The organism is Chitinophaga sp. W2I13 (genome assembly GCF_050434005.1).
GTDB lineage: Bacteria > Bacteroidota > Bacteroidia > Chitinophagales > Chitinophagaceae > Chitinophaga.
The window spans coordinates 5,341,624-5,358,184 of sequence record NZ_JBNPWD010000001.1; the positions used below are offsets into that span (position 1 = coordinate 5,341,624).

The following is a 16,561-nucleotide window of genomic DNA, read 5'->3' on the forward strand; positions in this document are numbered from 1 at the left end:
GGACAAAAATAAGATATTGCAACTTTGTTGCAAAATTAAAATGCGTCACACGTAGTCGCCGGCGTTGGCGCGGATAGTGGAAATATGTTCTGCGATGAGGTGAAGGCGGTAATAGTATTTTTCAAAGATATCATCGTACATGCGGTGCCTGTTTTCCAGGAAAGCGTTCAGGGCTTCATAAATAAACTCTTCAAAAGTATGGTGTTCACTCACTTTGATCACGCATTCAAAGACGGGCTCCATGCTGGTGGCAAACTTCGTTTTCACCTGGATATCCGCCATACAGGTGATCATATCTTTATACAGGTGAGGGGCTTTGGCGAACGGAACATAATGGATAGCGGTAAACCCATCTTCATCATACACGTATTTATTCACTTCTTCCGACAATAAAAACTGCACTACCTCCCGGTTATTATTATGACGGGTAGCCAGCAGCAAAGGGGTATCCATACTGGCCAGTACAAAATTGAAGTGGATGTTGTGCTCGATGAGGATCAGCAGTATGTCCGTGATGGCCGCCAGCCGGTGATGTTTGAAGATATAGGCAATGGCAAACAGGTAATCGGGGTTGCTGACGTGAAGGGAGGCACCTTTTTTCAGCAGGTATTGTACAGCCTGCGGCTTATTGGCGCCTACTGCACAGAAAATGATTGGAATAATACCTTCCTTTTTATAATGGATGTCGGCCCCGCCTTCTTCAATCAGCAGTTCTGCTGCCTCAAAAAATATTTCCTGGTATTCCAGTAAATCGCATAGTAGTTGCGACCGTTCCTCCAGTGAAAAAAACGAAAGGTTATATCCGAGGAGGGTGATCATTTCATCTGGCTCCTGACTGTTTCTTAGCTTACGTTTCAGGTCGTACAGTGAAATTTTTTGCATAGCGTTTTCATAGTGTAATATCAGCTGGGAGAGAACCATTACATAGGATGAAAACGTGACTGTAATGATACTGCAATATTAGCAAAAAAAGCTATTTGTTTTCCTGGTGTCTCCAAAGCTCCTGGAAAGCGGCGCTGTTGGCGCGCAGGTAATGGAAAGTACCTTCAGACACAATGCGGCCCTGGTCGAGCACATAGATATAATCGAACTGCGGGAGCAGATGGAGTCTATGCATGGCTGAAATAATGGCTTTGTCGGAGAATGCCTGGAACATTTTTTCGTAGATCATGGCTTCGGTTTTGGGATCCACACTGCTGGTAGGTTCATCCAGGAGGATCACCTGGCTGTTGCGCGCTGCGAGGATGCCACGGGCAAGCGCCAGCCGTTGTTTTTGTCCGCCGGAAAGGTTCACGCCTTTTTCACGGATATCGGAAGCCAGTCCCTGTGGCAGCATTTCCACTACTTCCGAAAAGTGGGCGCTGCTGCACACAGCCATGATTTCATCCGGCTGAAAGGGCAGGCCGAGCGTAATATTATATTCGATGGTATTTTCAAAGATTTCGGGTTCCTGCGGGAACAGGGTGACGCTTTCATTCACGGTAGCCAACGGTAATGTGGCTCCGTTTACCTGTATCATCACGCCGGGTTCGGGTTCATAGAGTCCGCGCAAAATAGCCAGCAGCGTACTTTTTCCACTGCCGCTTTCCCCAATTAAAGCGATCTTTTTCCCTTTCTCCACCAGGATGTGGAGGTCGTGTAGGCGTTGCGGCGCTGCGTTATCCTCATAGGTAGCCGTGTGCGAAAAGCTCAGGGAGCTGATGGTGATCTGCTGCCAGTCGACCGGCAGTTCCGGTGCAGCGTCTGCCCGGTGGTGCTGCGTATAGGCGTCGCTGATATTGCCGGCGGTACCCACCGCGGTATTGTATTGCACTACGTCGGTATATTGCCAGGCAACATCCTGGAACACGCTAGTGAACTGGTTTACATATCCCAGGAGGGTCACGAGTCCCGCTACATAGAATATTTCTCCCGGTACCCAATGCTGGAAAACATAACCTATAGCAATAACACAGTAAATAAGTGAAATCATCATTTCTGCTACAAACCATTTCCATTCGTTGATCACGGTGTTTTTCCGGAAGGGTGGCCATATGCGTTTTATCTTTGCCAGTAAACCGTTTTCCATGCTCTTTTCCAGCCGCAGGGTAATAACGGTCATGATATTGGAAAGGCTATCGAACAGCGTGGCAGATACTACGTGTTCGCCTTCATTTATTTCATTGAGTGTTCTGATAAAGGGGCGGTCGAACCGCAGCACAATCCATATACATAGCACGCCCAGCGCAATGCCGATACTTCCATAGAGGGGAGAAAAATACAGCATGGCGATCATGGAAAACAGCAGTTTACAGATCGCGTGGAGGTACATAAAGCCGCGTTCAAAGAACTCTTTCAGGGCTTCGTATGCTTTTCTGATACGGTTGATCACGGCGCCGCTATGGTTATCCTGGTGCCATTTTACGGGAAGATGGAGGGCCTGGTGATAGCGTTCCTGCAGGAAGTTCCGGCTCAGGTTAAATGCCAGGTGGCGCTCCATTACGCGGGCGGGGCCATGGAAGCACCATTCCAGGAATTTAAGTCCGAAGTAGGCGGCGCCAAAGATCATTGTATACCGGGGCAGATGGGCGCTGTCGCGTTGTATGCTCCCGATAAACCAGCCGAACAGCACCGGGTTCAGGGAAAAGATTACATTGGCCATCAGGAAAAGGAAATAGACCAGCAGGTATTTCTTACGCTCTTTCCGGGCATATTTCCAGGCGGTTTTCAGTAACGAGACATATGGGTTGGGCATGTTTCCGGGTTTAATCATTGGCCCTTAAAAGTAATGTTTTACGCTCAATTTGTATCGCAATGGCGATGAACAAAACGAAGTTCCTTACTGTTATGGTACGATATTAGCACTTCCTCTTACGTAAAAACTTACCATATGAAAAGGTTCTTTGTATTAAAAACAATGGTGCTCCTGCTGATGGGAGCCGTTATATCTACCGGCCTTTTTGCACAGGAAACAAAAGCGCAGCAAAAAGCGGATAAAGTAGCTAAGATCAAATCCCTGATTGACTCGCAGAATTACGTTTTTGTAGCGCAGAATGCCCTGCCCATGAGTGGCCGCATGCGTAATCTTACATCGGAGTACAACGTAATAGTAGCGGCCGACTCCGTAATCAGCTACCTGCCTTATTTTGGCCGTGCCTATACATCGGTGGACTATGGCGCCACCAGGTCGCCGCTGGATTTCAAAACCAAATCTTTCGACTATAACGCCACTCCCGGCAAAAAGGATGGCTGGAATATTACCATTAAGCCCAAAGATCACAGATCAGTACAATCGATGAACCTGAGCATTTCCAGCGAAGGCTATGCATCGCTCCAGGTAACCAGCAGCGACAGGTCGCCGATCAGTTTTAACGGGTATATAACAGAAAGAAAAGTTAAAAAGAAGAAATAACGCAGAGCGGAGGTTGTCTTACTCAGGATTAAACTTATTACATTGATTACGCTGATTTGATCACTTTTTGATTTAAAAGATTTGGGGAGATAGAAGCGGAGGTTGTCTTACTCAGGATTAAACTTATTACATTGATTGCGCTGATTTGATCACTTTTTGATTTAAAAGATTTGGGGAGATAGAAGCGGAGGTTGTCTTACTCAGGATTAAACTTATTACATTGATTACGCTGATTTGATCATTTTGGATTTTAAAAGATTTGGGGAGATAAAAGCGGATATTTTCGCTTATATCTCCCCAATTATTTAAAATCCTTTATAAAATCTAAAAGTAAAAATCAGCGTAATCAGCGAGAAAGACAAAATCCGCGTCTCCCCAAATCTTTTAAAATCCAAAGTGATCAAATCAGCGTAATCAATGTAATAAGTTTAATCCTGAGTAAGACAACCTCCGCACAAATCCTTACATTAGCGTAGCAATAAATTTTTCTGCAGATGGACAACCATGTAAAGATTACGACGCTGTTCCTCGACATAGGCGGCGTATTATTAACTAACGGATGGGACAGGGCCGCGCGTAAACTGGCTATACAAACTTTTGGGCTGGATGCATTGGAAACGGAAGAACGGCATCACCTTACCTTTGATACTTACGAAGAAGGTAAACTCACGCTGGACGAATACCTGAGCCGCGTAGTGTTTTATGAAGACAGATCCTTTAGCCGCCAGGATTTCCGCGAGTTTATGTTTGCCCAGTCAGCGCCGTACCCGGAGATGCTGGAGCTGATCCCACAGCTGAAAGAAAAATACAAACTGAAAATTGCTATTGTTAATAATGAAGGCAGGGAGCTGAATGAACACCGGATCCATCATTTTAATATCAGCCGTTTTGTTGACTTTTACATTTCTTCCTGCTTTGTACATTTCCGCAAACCCGATGCAGATATCTATAAGATAGCGCTCGATATTGCACAGGTTAAACCTGCGGAAGTGGTGTATGTGGAAGACCGCTCTATGTTCATCGATGTAGCTGCGGGTCTTGGTATCAACGGCGTTTGCCATACAGATTATGAAAGCACCGTAAAAAAACTGGCGGCTTTCGGATTGGCGTTGTAGCGGATTTTGTCTTTCTCGCTGATTACGCTGATTATACTGATTTTTACTTTGGATTTTATAAAGGATTAAGGGAGATATAAGCGAATTTGTCCGCTTATATCTCCTTTAATTATTAAAATCTAAAAATCCAAAGTAAAAATCAGTATAATCAGCGTAATCAGCGAGAAAGACAAAATTCGCTTTTATCTCCCTTAATCCTTTATAAAATCCAAAGTAAAAATCAGTATAATCAGCGTAATCAGCGAGAAAGACAAAATCCGCTTTTATCTCCCTTAATCCTTTATAAAATCCAAAAGTAAAAATCAGTATAATCAGCGTAATCCTGAGAAAGACAAAATCCGCCAGGTTTTTTACCGCTGGTGTAATTTTTTTGCCCCCACTGACTACTTTCTTGTAATTAATTTCTATTTTGGCACCCGTGATCAAAATTAGTCCAGTCCCACGTTTAGCGATAGTTGAGAATTTAAATTTCATTAACAATTGGGGTTGCCTATATAGAAAATAATGATGTATTAGCTATAGAGCTAAATGCATTTAGCAATCAATGTAAACTTTTTAAAAAAAATCCAGATCTATGCTTAGATGGAACAAGTTCCGTCCAAAGTTGAAACAGTTACGTGTGTACGACCGGAGAACTTTGGTATTGATTTTAAGTATTGGCAGTTGTCAACAGATGATGGCACAGAACAAATTGCCATTAACAGATTTATCTGCATTTCAGCAGCCCGCAGCCAACTGGCGTATAGCCGGTGGCGTTAAAGCAGACCTGCAACAGAACAACCTGCTGCAAACAACTGCAGGTACAGGCATCCTGGTAAACCTGCCTGAAAAGAATGCACATGGACAGGACCTTTTCAGTACACTGCAACATGGCGACCTGGATCTCGAACTGGACTATATGATGTCCAAAGGCTCTAATTCAGGTATTTATTTACAGGGAAGATATGAAATCCAGCTACTCGACAGCTGGGGCACTTCAGCTCCCCGCGCTTCCGACAACGGAGGGATCTACGAACGCTGGAACGACAGCAAACCGGAAGGACAGCAAGGCTACGACGGTCATGCTCCCCGCCAGAATGTAAGCCGCGCGCCCGGCTTATGGCAGCACATGAAAATTTCATTCCAGGCGCCCCGCTTTGATGCCGCCGGCAATAAAACCGCCGATGCCGTTATCCTGAAGCTGGAACTGAACGGTGTAACTATCCAGGAAAACGTAGTGCTTTCCGGACCTACCCGCGGCGCCGTACAAAATAATGAAGTAGCTTCCGGCCCGCTCCGTATCCAGGGAGACCACGGCACCGTAGCTTTCAGGAACATCGTGATCAATAACTACAGTGCTCCCAGACCAACACTGGAAGGCATAAAATACAGCGTGTACAAGGGAGGCTTTGATAAAGAACCCGACTTTGCTACCCTGAAACCCTTAACTACCGGAACTTCCGCGCTGCTGACCTCCAACATTGCAGGTTTGCCGGACAACGACTTCCTGGTGCGTTACACCTCTACCATCGCCATTAAAACCGCTGGTAAATACAACTTTAACCTGCATACCTCCGGCGGCGGCGGCGTATTGAAGGTAAATAACCAGCCTGTTGTCACACCACGGGGCTGGGATGGCCACGGCAGCATTGAATTACAACCCGGCAGTTACCCGGTGGAAGTGCTGTATGTCAAAAATACCGACTGGGCAAAACCGTCCATCACTTTATCCGTGAGCGAAGCCGGTATCCGCGAATTTGTGATCAGCGATGCCAACGTACCGGTGGATGATCCTACTGATCCTATCCTGGTAACAGCCAACGAAAACACCGTGTTGCGCAGTTTCATGGATGTACCTGGTGGTAAACGCGTGGTACACGCCGTATCTGTGGGCAGTCCTGCTAAAGTGCATTACACCTACGATATGGACAATGGCTTACCCTTCCAGGTGTGGCGCGGCGAATTCCTGAACACCACGCCTATGTGGCACGACCGTGGCGATGGGTCTTCCCGTCCGCTGGGTACTGTGCAGGTAATTACCAATCAACCTGCGCTGGCCATTGGTAAACTGGCCACCAAAGAAACTGCCTGGAGCACTGATACCGCCGGTACCGGCTTCCGTCCAACCGGCTATTCACTCGATGAAAGCGGCAAACCTACTTTCCGCTACAATATCTATGGTACTGCGGTAACAGACGATATCAGCGTGCTCCCGGAAAACCAGGGTATTCACCGTACCGTTACGGTGAAGCAACCTGCATCCGACCTGTATCTGCGTATAGCCGAAGGCGATAGTATTGAGCAGGTGTCTCCCGGATTATATGTGATCGGCGACAAATCTTATTATGTGAAGATGGATGATGCCAAAGCGAATCCTATTATCCGCAACCAGAACGGCCGCGCGGAGCTGATAGTGCCGGTACAGGCGAAAACAGGTTATGCGGTTATCTTCTAAGCAGCAACACTAATGACTATTATGAAACTGAATTATAAAAGAATTACAGCAGGAATAGCCGCAGGCATGTTCCTGATGACAACGGCCATCACGCCTGTAAAAGCACAGGAGTCCCCGAAGGAAGAGGACTTTTTCCGCATCGCGCGTATCAGCTCACCCGAAGGCACCCTGCTGGAAGTGGGTGGTTTATGCACCCTTCCCAATGGCGACCTGGGTGTAGCTACCCGCCGCGGCGATATATTTATAGTAGAGAATCCCACCAGCAAAACACCCTACTTCAGGAAAGTGGCCTCCGGGCTGCATGAAGTACTGGGGCTGGCTTACAAAAACGGTTCCCTCTACTGCGCACAACGCGGTGAACTCACCAAAATGACCGATACCAACATGGACGGTAAAATGGACCTGTTTGAAACCGTATACTCCTGGCCTTTATCCGGTCACTATCATGAGTACAGTTTTGGTCCGGTTCTGGGCACAGACGGCTCCTTCTTTGTTTCCGGCAACGTTGCCTTTGGCGATGAAGAATGGTGGCGTGGTGAAAGCAAGGTACCCTGGAGAGGCTGGATGATGCATATTACAGAAGACGGTAAAATGGAACCATTTGCGACCGGTTTCCGCTCTCCATGCGGACTTGGTATGATCGATGGAGAACTGTTCTACACAGAAAACCAGGGCGACTGGATGGGATCCGGTGGGTTAACCCACGTGAAGAAGGGAAGTTTTGTTGGACATCCCGCAGGCTTACGCTGGACCAATCTGCCAAATTCCCCGGTAAAACTCACCACGGAAGAACTGTACAGCAAAGTAGATCCGCGTTTCCGCAGGGATGCAAACGGTCGTGCTATCAAGCCTGAAAACGTAGAGAACGAAAAGTTTGTGACGCTGTTTGATATGAAGAAATATTTCCCTGAAGTACAAGTGCCCGCTGTTTGGCTGCCACACGGTATTTTAGGTATTTCCAATGCACAGCTCACCACCATCCCCGAAGGTGCTTTTGGTCCGTTTGCCAAACAAGTGCTGATCGGCGATCAGGGACAGAGCAAAATTGTACGTGTATTCCTGGAGAAAGTAAAAGGTGAATACCAGGGCGCTGCCTGGGATTTCAGAAGCGGCTTCCAGTCGGGCGTACTGCGCCTCGCCTGGGGTAAAGACGGTTCCCTCTTTGTAGGTGAAACCAACCGTGGATGGGGTTCTGCCGGTGATGCCAACCAGGGCCTGCAACGCCTGGTATGGAACAACAAAGTACCGTTTGAAATGAGAACGGTAAGCGCCATGCCTGACGGTTTTGAAATTACTTTCACTTTACCGGTAGATAAAAAGTATGCAGAAGATATCGCTTCTTACAATGTAGAAAGCTTTATCTATAAATATCACCCGGTATATGGCAGTCCTACTGTTAATTCAGAAAAACTGACCATCAAAGGTGTACAGGTATCTCCCGATGGTATGAAGGTTCGCCTCGTGATCGACGGGCTGCGCCAGTACTACATCCATAAGCTGTCGCTGAATGGTATCCGTACCCAGGAAAATTCCTATTCACTGGTACATCCTGACGTGTACTACACCCTGAATAACATTCCTGATGGTGCAAAGCTGGCAGTTGCCGCACTGAGCACTAAAAACTCTGCTGCCAAACCAACTACTACGGCTACCAAGGTGGCGGATGCAAAAGCAGCTTCCACAGCAGCCAAACCAGCTCCTGCAAAGACGCTGACCTACGAGCAGATCAAGCCATTGCTGAACAAGTACACCTGTTCTTCCTGCCACAATCCTGATAAAAAGCAGGTGGGACCTGGTTTCCGTGATGTAGCAAAAAGAAATTATTCTGTTGCCAAGATACTGTCGCTGATTAAAAACCCGCAGGCGGAGAACTGGCCTGGCTATGCTACGCCAATGCCTCCGTTCCCGCAGGTGCCGCAGGCAGATGCCACGAAAATTGCTATGTGGATCAATTCACTGAAATAAGCGGATTTTGTCTTTCTCAGGATTAAACTTATTACACTGATTACGCTGATTTGATCACTTTTTGATTTTAAAAGATTTGGGGAGATATAAGCGAATATACCCGCTTGTATCTCCCCTTACTATTAAATCTAAAAATCAAAAAAAGTAGAATCCGAAAAATCATTAAAATCAGCGTAATCAGCGAGAAAGACAAAATCCGCTGAACTTTTTTCCGTTATCCCTGTTAACTATGTATCACTATGAAAAACACCTATAGCGGCAATGCCCTCCTGTATATGTTTTTCCCTTGCACGATATTACTGAAATGATGAAGATACGGTTGATAAACAGGCACAACATCTTGTAAGAGATGTGCAGGGGCGGGCCCTTAAGCGATGTAGCGCCCGCCCTTTTTTATTAAGTAAGACTGAACATGAACCCAATCCCATAAATATTCCGGATACTGATATTTTCATTCCCCTGGAAGTATTTGCGGAAGCGGGATACAAACACATCTAAACTTCTTCCTACAAAATAATCATTTGCTCCCCATACCTCGTGCAGGATATCTTCGCGGCGGATTACCTTATTGCTGTTGTGATAGAAGTGCAGCAGCAGGTCGCTTTCCAGCGGGGTGAGAATAGTTTCCTTGCCATTACCAATGAGCTTCAGGGAGTCTTTATGAAAGCGCATGCCTCCAAGTTCAATGGCATTGCTGGTGGCGATGCTGTTTACGATCTGGTTTCTTTTCAGGATATTTTTTATGCGGAGCACCAGTTCATCCACATCAAATGGTTTTACAATGTAATCGTCTGCCCCGATCTTCAGGCCGTACAGGCGGTCCTTCTTTTCACCACGCGCGGTGAGGAAGAGGAACGGAACGCTGGGTTGTATTTTCACCAGTTCCTGCGCCAGTTCGAAGCCGTCCATTTCGGGAAGGTTGATGTCTATCAGAATAATATGCCAGGCTGTAGGAGTAGCGGTAAACGCCTCCAACGCCGATCGCCCGCTTTGTTGCCAGTCGACAGTAAAGTCCATCAGCTCCAGGTATTGCTTTACAACGTTACCCAGGTCCGTTTCATCTTCTACCAGCAGAATGTGATGTTTCATAGCGTTATATTTTTGAAGGTATGTTAATTACGAAAGTACTGCCAGCACCGGGTTCACTGCTCACCTTAATCGTCCAGCCATGCGCATCCACGCATTGTTTTACATAATAAAGGCCCAGCCCCAGGCCTTTGGTGGGCCTGGACAGGTTAGGCTGGTGCCGGTAGAATTTTTCAAAGATATGGCGGAGGGTAGCAGCGTTCATGCCGATACCATTGTCTTGTATGATCAGTGCGATGGATTCTTTTTCCTGCAGCGTGGTAATGGTAATGACCTTCTCTGCCTGGTCGTTGTACTTCACGGCATTATCCAGGATGTTTTGCAGCAGGGTGGTAAAATGAAAGGTGTCTGCTTCAATCATTACCGGTTGGCCGCTGTTGTGAAAATGGAAGCGGACAGGCTGTTTCATGGTATTAAGACTATACACTGCCAGTATCCCGCTGATCAGTTCATTCAGATCCGTGGTGGTGGTTTTGAGCGCCAGTTTCTCTGTGGCTGCAATATTGATCACCTTTTCTACCAGTAGTTTCAGGCGTTCTGCCTGGCGGTGGATGATTTCGGACAGCGCGGTAACGCTTTGTTTATTATCCAGTGTTTTTTCATTCTGGATATTTTTATTAGCAACGATGATAGCAGTGATGGGCGTGTTAAACTCGTGCGTAATATTATTGATGAAATCGGATTTCATATCTGACAGATGCTTTTGCCGGATCCATTTGAAGAGTGTGATGGCAAACAATGTGATCACCGCCAGCAGGGTAAGCAGGCCGGGGAGGATGGTATATTTCATTTGCCGGAGCACCAGGGTGCGGCGGTTATAGGGATCTGCGTAAAATGAGAACGACAGGGAATAAGAATAGGGCAGGGGCGAATTGGCCACCAGCGAAGACGCTGCGCTGTTTTCATTGAGCTTCGGCAGGTTGCCGCAAATAAAGAGTCCCATTTCCTTTTGCCTGTCGGCCGGGATGAGCGGGTACTTTTTAAAGCGGTTGTATACGTTTACATACTGGCTGTCTTTGAACTTGATATCCAGCCGGTGAATACATAAAGCAAACAAGAGGGAGTCTTTGATCCCGTCGTTGGCCTTGATGGCTTTCAGCATGCTGTCGGTGTTCTCATGCTTTACCAGTTCCCGGATGATGCGGTTCACGAGATGTTGTGCGGCGGTGTCGAAGCCGTGGCGGTTGGTGTTATACAGTTGTTCCAGGTAAGGGTACTGCGGCACAATGATACTGTCCAGCAGCGGCTGCCCTCCCGGGAACAGCTTATCATTGGCGATGGCCAGGTTATAGGCTTCGCCGATCCTTCCTTTTTCCACGTAGTTAAAACGGCTGTCCAGCAACTGATAGGTATTATATATCAGGAAAAACTGTACAATAGCCAACGCGATAATACAGATAACAGCTGTCAGGATATACAGCTTGATAGAATGCCTCATGCTTCGCTTTATTACTTTTGGTTGACCTTTCCTGTTCTTCACTTGATAACGACGTCCGTTCCCGATGCTTTTAAGTTTTGTTTACAATCCGTTAGGGATTTTTTAAAATTGATTCGATTCCTGTTGGCTATTTTCACCATTAAGATACTACTTTTTTGATATCAGAAAATCGATTTAGCATTTTTTATAAAATCCCTGTATGAAGAGATATTTATGTAATGTATTATTAGCTGGTTGCAGTCTTTTTACCCTTGCCGCTTTTGCTGCAAAAAATGCAGGATGGATGGCGCCCGTGGTGAAGGATACTACCGCTATGCCGCCGCTTACCTGGAAAGAGCATTGGTTTGAGCATGCGCAGGTGATGCGCAGGGTATTCAGCAACTCGTCGGTGACGGTGTATTACGACAAAGAAACGCCTGAAAGCATTACCTGGCCGGACACGTTGTTAACGAAGGTATGGAACTACACTACTAAAACTTATGGCGCCTTTGGTAAGGATAATCGCCTGTTTGTGCTGTTGCATACCGGCAAATATGGCGGCGGGCACCCGTCTACCTATTTCGATGGTAGTCACGACTACCGCAACGTGATTGATGTGGGGCATGAAGGTGATTGGGTGAGTAATACCGGCTGGAACCTGGATGCCGCTGTGCATGAGGTGGGGCATATTGTGGAGGGCGCCGCCAAAGGAGTGCATGGGTCGCCTGCCTTCCCGATATGGAAAGACAGCAAGTGGATGGAGATCTATCAATATGATGTATACCGCGCATTGGGCTGGGATGCGGAAGCGCAGCGATGGTTTGATACGCAGATGAAGAATACAGATAATTTTCCACGGCCGGGTACACAATGGTTTAAAAACTGGTTTTACCCGGTTTACCATCAGTATGGCGGCGCCAAAGTATTAAACAATTTCTTTACCATACTGGCCGCCAATTTTCCCCGTAACGGTAATGGCTATACGCGCGATATGAACTGGGGAGAGTTCATACATTTCTGGAGCGGCGCTGCAGGTGTAAACCTGAAACCGCAGGCCACTATTGCTTTCGGCTGGCCCGCCAGTTGGGAGGAAGAGTTCCTGCAGGCGCAAAAGGAATTTCCCGGCGTAAAATATTAAAATCAAAAGCGGAGGGAAATTTCCCTCCGCTTTCAGCGTGTATAATACTTGCGCGCCATGAAGGAGAGTGGTAATCCGATCATGACCATCAATATGAGAATATTAATAACGGAGTTGACTAAACGCAGCGGTCCATGCGGTACCTGGCTTAACGGCAATACCACCAGGTTCATCACGCACCACACCAGTAACCCGTAAACGAGCCCTGTTGCCACCGGGTGCTTACGCAGTCCCGGTATCTTCGGATAAATGAGGAAAAAAACAAACGACCAGGCGAGCGCAATAAGATAGTGAAACAGTAATCCCCACCACATCATGGCCGGCTCCCCGCTAAAGGCCGCTTTACCAAATACACCGCTGCTGATGTATACCAGTATCCTGGTGACCGGCTGACCGTGGGTAACAATAAAAAAATGTACAAACGCAGAAAGAATGTCCAGGGTACCGGCAATAAGGCCGGCCAGTAAAACAGTTCCCGGAAAAGAGGAAACAGGACGCATGTGATTTGTTTTTATATGGTAAAACAGGATAGTGTGACTACATCTCTTAAATTAAAAAATTTTACTATAAAAACCTCACCATTGATAAGATTTTCACCGCTTTTATTAATAGATTATTAATAAATATTAAAAACAGCTTAAAATTTCAAGTATTTTTATTGATAATCATTCATATATAGTTGTAAATAATCAAAATTTAAACAAAGAGTTAAATAAACGCTTGTTTAAATTAAACGTTTGTTTAACTTTGTGAAGTCAAATTTAAAAAAGGAACATGGAAGAGTATAGTGAAAAACAGCTCTCAATTTTAACGGTTGCGGAGCGGCTATTTGCCGATCAGGGCTTTCATGGCACATCGGTAAGGGATATAGCCCAGGAGGCAGATGTGAATATCGCCATGATCTCCTATTATTTCGGTTCAAAGGACAAATTGCTGGAATCTATTTTCAAATATAGAATGGAGACTTCCCGGAAGTTCATCAATGAATTGTTGGAGAACGATACGATGGAGCCACTGGAGAAGATAAACAGTCTGATTGACCGGTTCGTCAACAAAATGCTCGGGGAGCAATACTTCCAGTGCATTATGAGCCGTGAACAGTTGAACAGCCAGCAAAGCCCGATCAGGGATCTTATCTGGCAACTGAAAGGAGAAATGCTCGGTCTGATGCGCCCCATCGTTACAAATGCCCAGGAAGCAGGCATCTTTTATAAAGATGTAGACGTGGAAATGCTGATGACTTCTTTATTCGGGACTATTCATCAGGTAATACCTGCCAAACATATATTGAGAACAAACCCTGAGGCGAAGGATTTGAATGACGATGAATACAGGGAGTATTTGAAAAACAGAGTAGGTACACATTTAAAAAAATTGTTCAAAGCAATCCTAACACATGAATTCTAAAAGCATATACACACGATTATATGCGCTTGCATCGGGAATACTGCTGACTTTTTTCTTTCAGACAGCATCCGCACAACAGAGCGTAAAACCGCTTTCGTTAAATGAAGCCATATCGCTGAGTATACAAAACAGCAAACAATTAAAGGTGAGTCACGCTAAAGTAGATCAGGCTACTGCCTCACTGAAAGAAGCCCATGAACGCCAGTTACCGGACGTAAGTGTTTCCGGTTCTTATTTGAGGCTTGCACAGCCTAACATCGACATGAAACTTAAGTTGGGAGATGATAGTAATGGTGGCGCCAAAAGTGAAAGCCCCAAAGTGAATTCGGCAGCTTATGGTATCGCCAGTGTATCCCTTCCCATCTTTTCCGGTGGATTGATACAAAGCGGTAAAGAATCTGCCCGTTACCTGGCAGAAGCTGCACGGCTGGATGTGGACAAAGACCGTGAAGATGTAATTCAGAATACCATTGCTGCCTACAGCAATCTTTATAAGGCAAAAGCCGCAGTAGCACTGGTACAGGAAAACATCCGGCAGTCGGATGAAAGAGTGAAGGAGTTTTCCAACAAGGAAAAGAATGGTCTCCTTGCCCGTAACGATCTTTTAAAAGCGGAGCTACAGCAATCCAATTACCAGCTGGCATTAATGGACGCTGAAAACAACCTGAAAATTGCCAACCTGAATATGGATATCATGCTGGGCCTTCCGGATAACACCGTGATCCAGGTAGACAGCACCGTATTTAAAGTAGATGATAAAGTAGATGGCCGCGGAGTGGCAGAGTTTGAGCAACTGGCTTACCAGAACCGTAAAGATGCAGCTTCTCTCAGCGCACGTGAAAAAGCCGCCAATGCAGGAATCAAAGGAGCGAAAGCAGATTATTTCCCGTCACTCGCAGTAACCGGCGGATATGTGGCAGCTTACATTCCTAATGTAATCACCATTACCAATGCGGTAAATGCAGGCGTAGGACTGAAATACAATCTTTCTTCCCTCTGGAAAACAGGATCAAAAGTAAGTAATGCAAAGGCGCAACTGGCAGAAGTGCAGGCCAATGAGGCGAAGCTCGTGGATGGTATTCACCTGGACGTATATCAATCTTACGAAAACTACCTCCTGAGCCATAAGAAGATGGATACTTATATCAAAGCGATAGAACAGTCGGAAGAAAATTACCGGATTACGAAGAACAAGCATGATAACAACCTGGCTACCACAACAGACCTGCTCGATGCCGACGTTGCAAATCTGCAGGCGCATCTCAACTATGCGTACGCGAAGGCAGATGCACTGGTAGCATATAACAAACTGTTACAGTCTGCAGGTATACTGGAATCCAACAATAAATAATACCAACAAACCAATAAATATCAAAGCCGTGGAAACGCAAACTCAAACAAAACCTACTAACAATATAAACATGCAGGAAACAACCGCCCCTAAAAAGAAAAGCAAAGGGTTCGTCATAGTGCTGGCAGTGCTGGTGCTGGGTGGCGGCGCATTCGGTATCACCAAGTATGTTCATGGTCAGCATCATGAAGAAACTGATAACGCGCAGATCGATGCCAATGTGAGCCCGGTTATACCCCGTGTATCCGGTTATGTGAAAGAAGTAAGGGTGAAAGATAACCAGGTAGTGAAGAAAGGAGATACGTTAGTGATCCTGGACGACCGCGACCTGGCCATTAAAGTACAGCAGGCTGAAAACGCCCTCTATGCCGCACAGGCTAACCTGGGCGCCGCACAGGCTACCACCGCCGCTGCTGAAGCCGGTATCAGTACCGCACAGGCGCAGGTAGGAACCATTGATGCACAGATCGAAGCAGCAAAAGTAAACCTCTGGAGAGCCAGCCAGGATTACGACCGCTACGCCAACCTGATCAAAGATCATTCGATCACCCAACAGGAATTTGAACAGGCTTCTGCTGCAAAACAAACTGCTGAACGTCAGCTCGACGTACTGGCCAGGCAAAAAGCTGCTGCCAGCCGTCAGACAAACGTAGTTAGCTCCCAGAGCGGCGCTACCTCCAAGCAGATCAACGTAGCCAATGCAGGTATCAAACAACGTGAAACAGATGTGGAAGATGCAAAGCTGAATCTCTCTTATTCCGTAATCCTCGCTCCGGAAGATGGCGTATTATCAAAAATCTTCGTACAACCTGGACAGTTTGTTACGGCGGGCCAGTCTTTATTCAGCGTGGTACTGAGCACTACTCCATGGGTAGTGGCCAACTTCAAGGAAACACAGCTGGATAAAATGAAACTGGGTCAGAAAGTGACCGTGCATATCGACGCTTATCCTGAAAAAGGACTGGAAGCAAAAGTAACTTCCTTTTCTCCGGCAACCGGCTCTAAATTCGCCCTGCTGCCTGCGGATAATGCCTCTGGTAACTTCGTAAAAGTAGTGCAGCGCTTACCGGTAAAAATCGAGTTCGATAACCCTAACGATGAACTGGTAAAACAGTTGCGCCCGGGTATGAACGTGCTGGTAGACGTGCATCTCAACTAATCATATACATGAATAGCAACGTATCCGGAGTTAATAATTAGTGGGAACCATGCAATAATTAACAGGCAGGCGTAATCGATTAGCTCTAACAACAGATC

General features: G+C 46.3%; 14 protein-coding genes. 8 read left to right on the forward strand and 6 right to left on the reverse strand.

What is annotated here, in order from left to right:
- Nucleotides 1-45: 45 nt before the first annotated feature.
- The gene (locus tag QFZ48_RS22090) at nt 46-882 is read right to left on the reverse strand and encodes an ankyrin repeat domain-containing protein (protein WP_429063651.1); all 837 of its coding nucleotides are present in this window, start codon (nt 880-882) and stop codon (nt 46-48) included.
- 91 nt (nt 883-973) lie between these two features.
- A complete protein-coding gene (locus tag QFZ48_RS22095; RefSeq protein WP_429063652.1) occupies nt 974-2,734 on the reverse strand; it encodes an ABC transporter ATP-binding protein in 1,761 nt (586 codons plus the stop codon).
- Nucleotides 2,735-2,869: 135 nt separating this feature from the next.
- Here QFZ48_RS22095 and QFZ48_RS22100 point away from each other — a divergent pair, with 135 nt between their 5' ends.
- Nucleotides 2,870-3,391, forward strand: coding sequence for a DUF4251 domain-containing protein (locus tag QFZ48_RS22100; RefSeq protein ID WP_429049658.1), 522 nt, complete (start codon nt 2,870-2,872; stop codon nt 3,389-3,391).
- 494 nt (nt 3,392-3,885) lie between these two features.
- Nucleotides 3,886-4,506: an HAD family hydrolase gene (locus QFZ48_RS22105; protein WP_370907477.1), complete on the forward strand. Its 621-nt coding sequence runs from the start codon at nt 3,886-3,888 to the stop codon at nt 4,504-4,506.
- 105 nt (nt 4,507-4,611) lie between these two features.
- Here QFZ48_RS22105 and QFZ48_RS22110 read toward each other — a convergent pair whose 3' ends face one another.
- Nucleotides 4,612-4,980 (reverse strand): hypothetical protein, encoded by a 369-nt coding sequence (locus QFZ48_RS22110; protein WP_429049653.1) that lies wholly within the window; start codon nt 4,978-4,980, stop codon nt 4,612-4,614.
- Between the two features lie 100 nt (nt 4,981-5,080).
- Here QFZ48_RS22110 and QFZ48_RS22115 point away from each other — a divergent pair, with 100 nt between their 5' ends.
- Nucleotides 5,081-6,940, forward strand: a complete 1,860-nt coding sequence (locus QFZ48_RS22115) for a family 16 glycoside hydrolase (protein ID WP_429063654.1) — start codon at nt 5,081-5,083, stop codon at nt 6,938-6,940.
- A gap of 21 nt (nt 6,941-6,961) precedes the next feature.
- Nucleotides 6,962-8,905 (forward strand): hypothetical protein, encoded by a 1,944-nt coding sequence (locus QFZ48_RS22120; RefSeq protein WP_429063655.1) that lies wholly within the window; start codon nt 6,962-6,964, stop codon nt 8,903-8,905.
- A 396-nt stretch (nt 8,906-9,301) separates the two neighbouring features.
- On the opposite strand, the gene QFZ48_RS22125 is transcribed toward QFZ48_RS22120, so the two are convergent.
- Nucleotides 9,302-9,994 carry a response regulator transcription factor gene (locus QFZ48_RS22125; protein ID WP_370907473.1) on the reverse strand — a complete coding sequence of 231 codons (693 nt, stop codon included), beginning with the start codon at nt 9,992-9,994 and terminating at the stop codon, nt 9,302-9,304.
- A gap of 4 nt (nt 9,995-9,998) precedes the next feature.
- Nucleotides 9,999-11,429: a sensor histidine kinase gene (locus QFZ48_RS22130; protein WP_429049648.1), complete on the reverse strand. Its 1,431-nt coding sequence runs from the start codon at nt 11,427-11,429 to the stop codon at nt 9,999-10,001.
- A 199-nt stretch (nt 11,430-11,628) separates the two neighbouring features.
- Between QFZ48_RS22130 and QFZ48_RS22135 the strand changes: the two genes are divergently transcribed.
- Nucleotides 11,629-12,546: a hypothetical protein gene (locus QFZ48_RS22135; RefSeq protein WP_429063657.1), complete on the forward strand. Its 918-nt coding sequence runs from the start codon at nt 11,629-11,631 to the stop codon at nt 12,544-12,546.
- A 32-nt stretch (nt 12,547-12,578) separates the two neighbouring features.
- Here QFZ48_RS22135 and QFZ48_RS22140 read toward each other — a convergent pair whose 3' ends face one another.
- On the reverse strand, nt 12,579-13,046 hold the full coding sequence (locus tag QFZ48_RS22140) for a hypothetical protein (RefSeq protein ID WP_429049642.1): 468 nt from the start codon (nt 13,044-13,046) through the stop codon (nt 12,579-12,581).
- Between the two features lie 274 nt (nt 13,047-13,320).
- Between QFZ48_RS22140 and QFZ48_RS22145 the strand changes: the two genes are divergently transcribed.
- The 3 genes from QFZ48_RS22145 to QFZ48_RS22155 all read left to right on the forward strand — a co-directional run bounded on the left by QFZ48_RS22145 (nt 13,321) and on the right by QFZ48_RS22155 (nt 16,463).
- Nucleotides 13,321-13,953 (forward strand): TetR/AcrR family transcriptional regulator, encoded by a 633-nt coding sequence (locus QFZ48_RS22145; RefSeq protein ID WP_429049639.1) that lies wholly within the window; start codon nt 13,321-13,323, stop codon nt 13,951-13,953.
- A complete protein-coding gene (locus QFZ48_RS22150) occupies nt 13,943-15,304 on the forward strand; it encodes a TolC family protein (protein WP_370907468.1) in 1,362 nt (453 codons plus the stop codon). Before QFZ48_RS22145 ends, QFZ48_RS22150 begins: the two co-directional genes overlap by 11 nt.
- Nucleotides 15,305-15,374: 70 nt before the next feature.
- On the forward strand, nt 15,375-16,463 hold the full coding sequence (locus QFZ48_RS22155) for an HlyD family secretion protein (protein ID WP_370907467.1): 1,089 nt from the start codon (nt 15,375-15,377) through the stop codon (nt 16,461-16,463).
- Nucleotides 16,464-16,561: the final 98 nt, after the last annotated feature.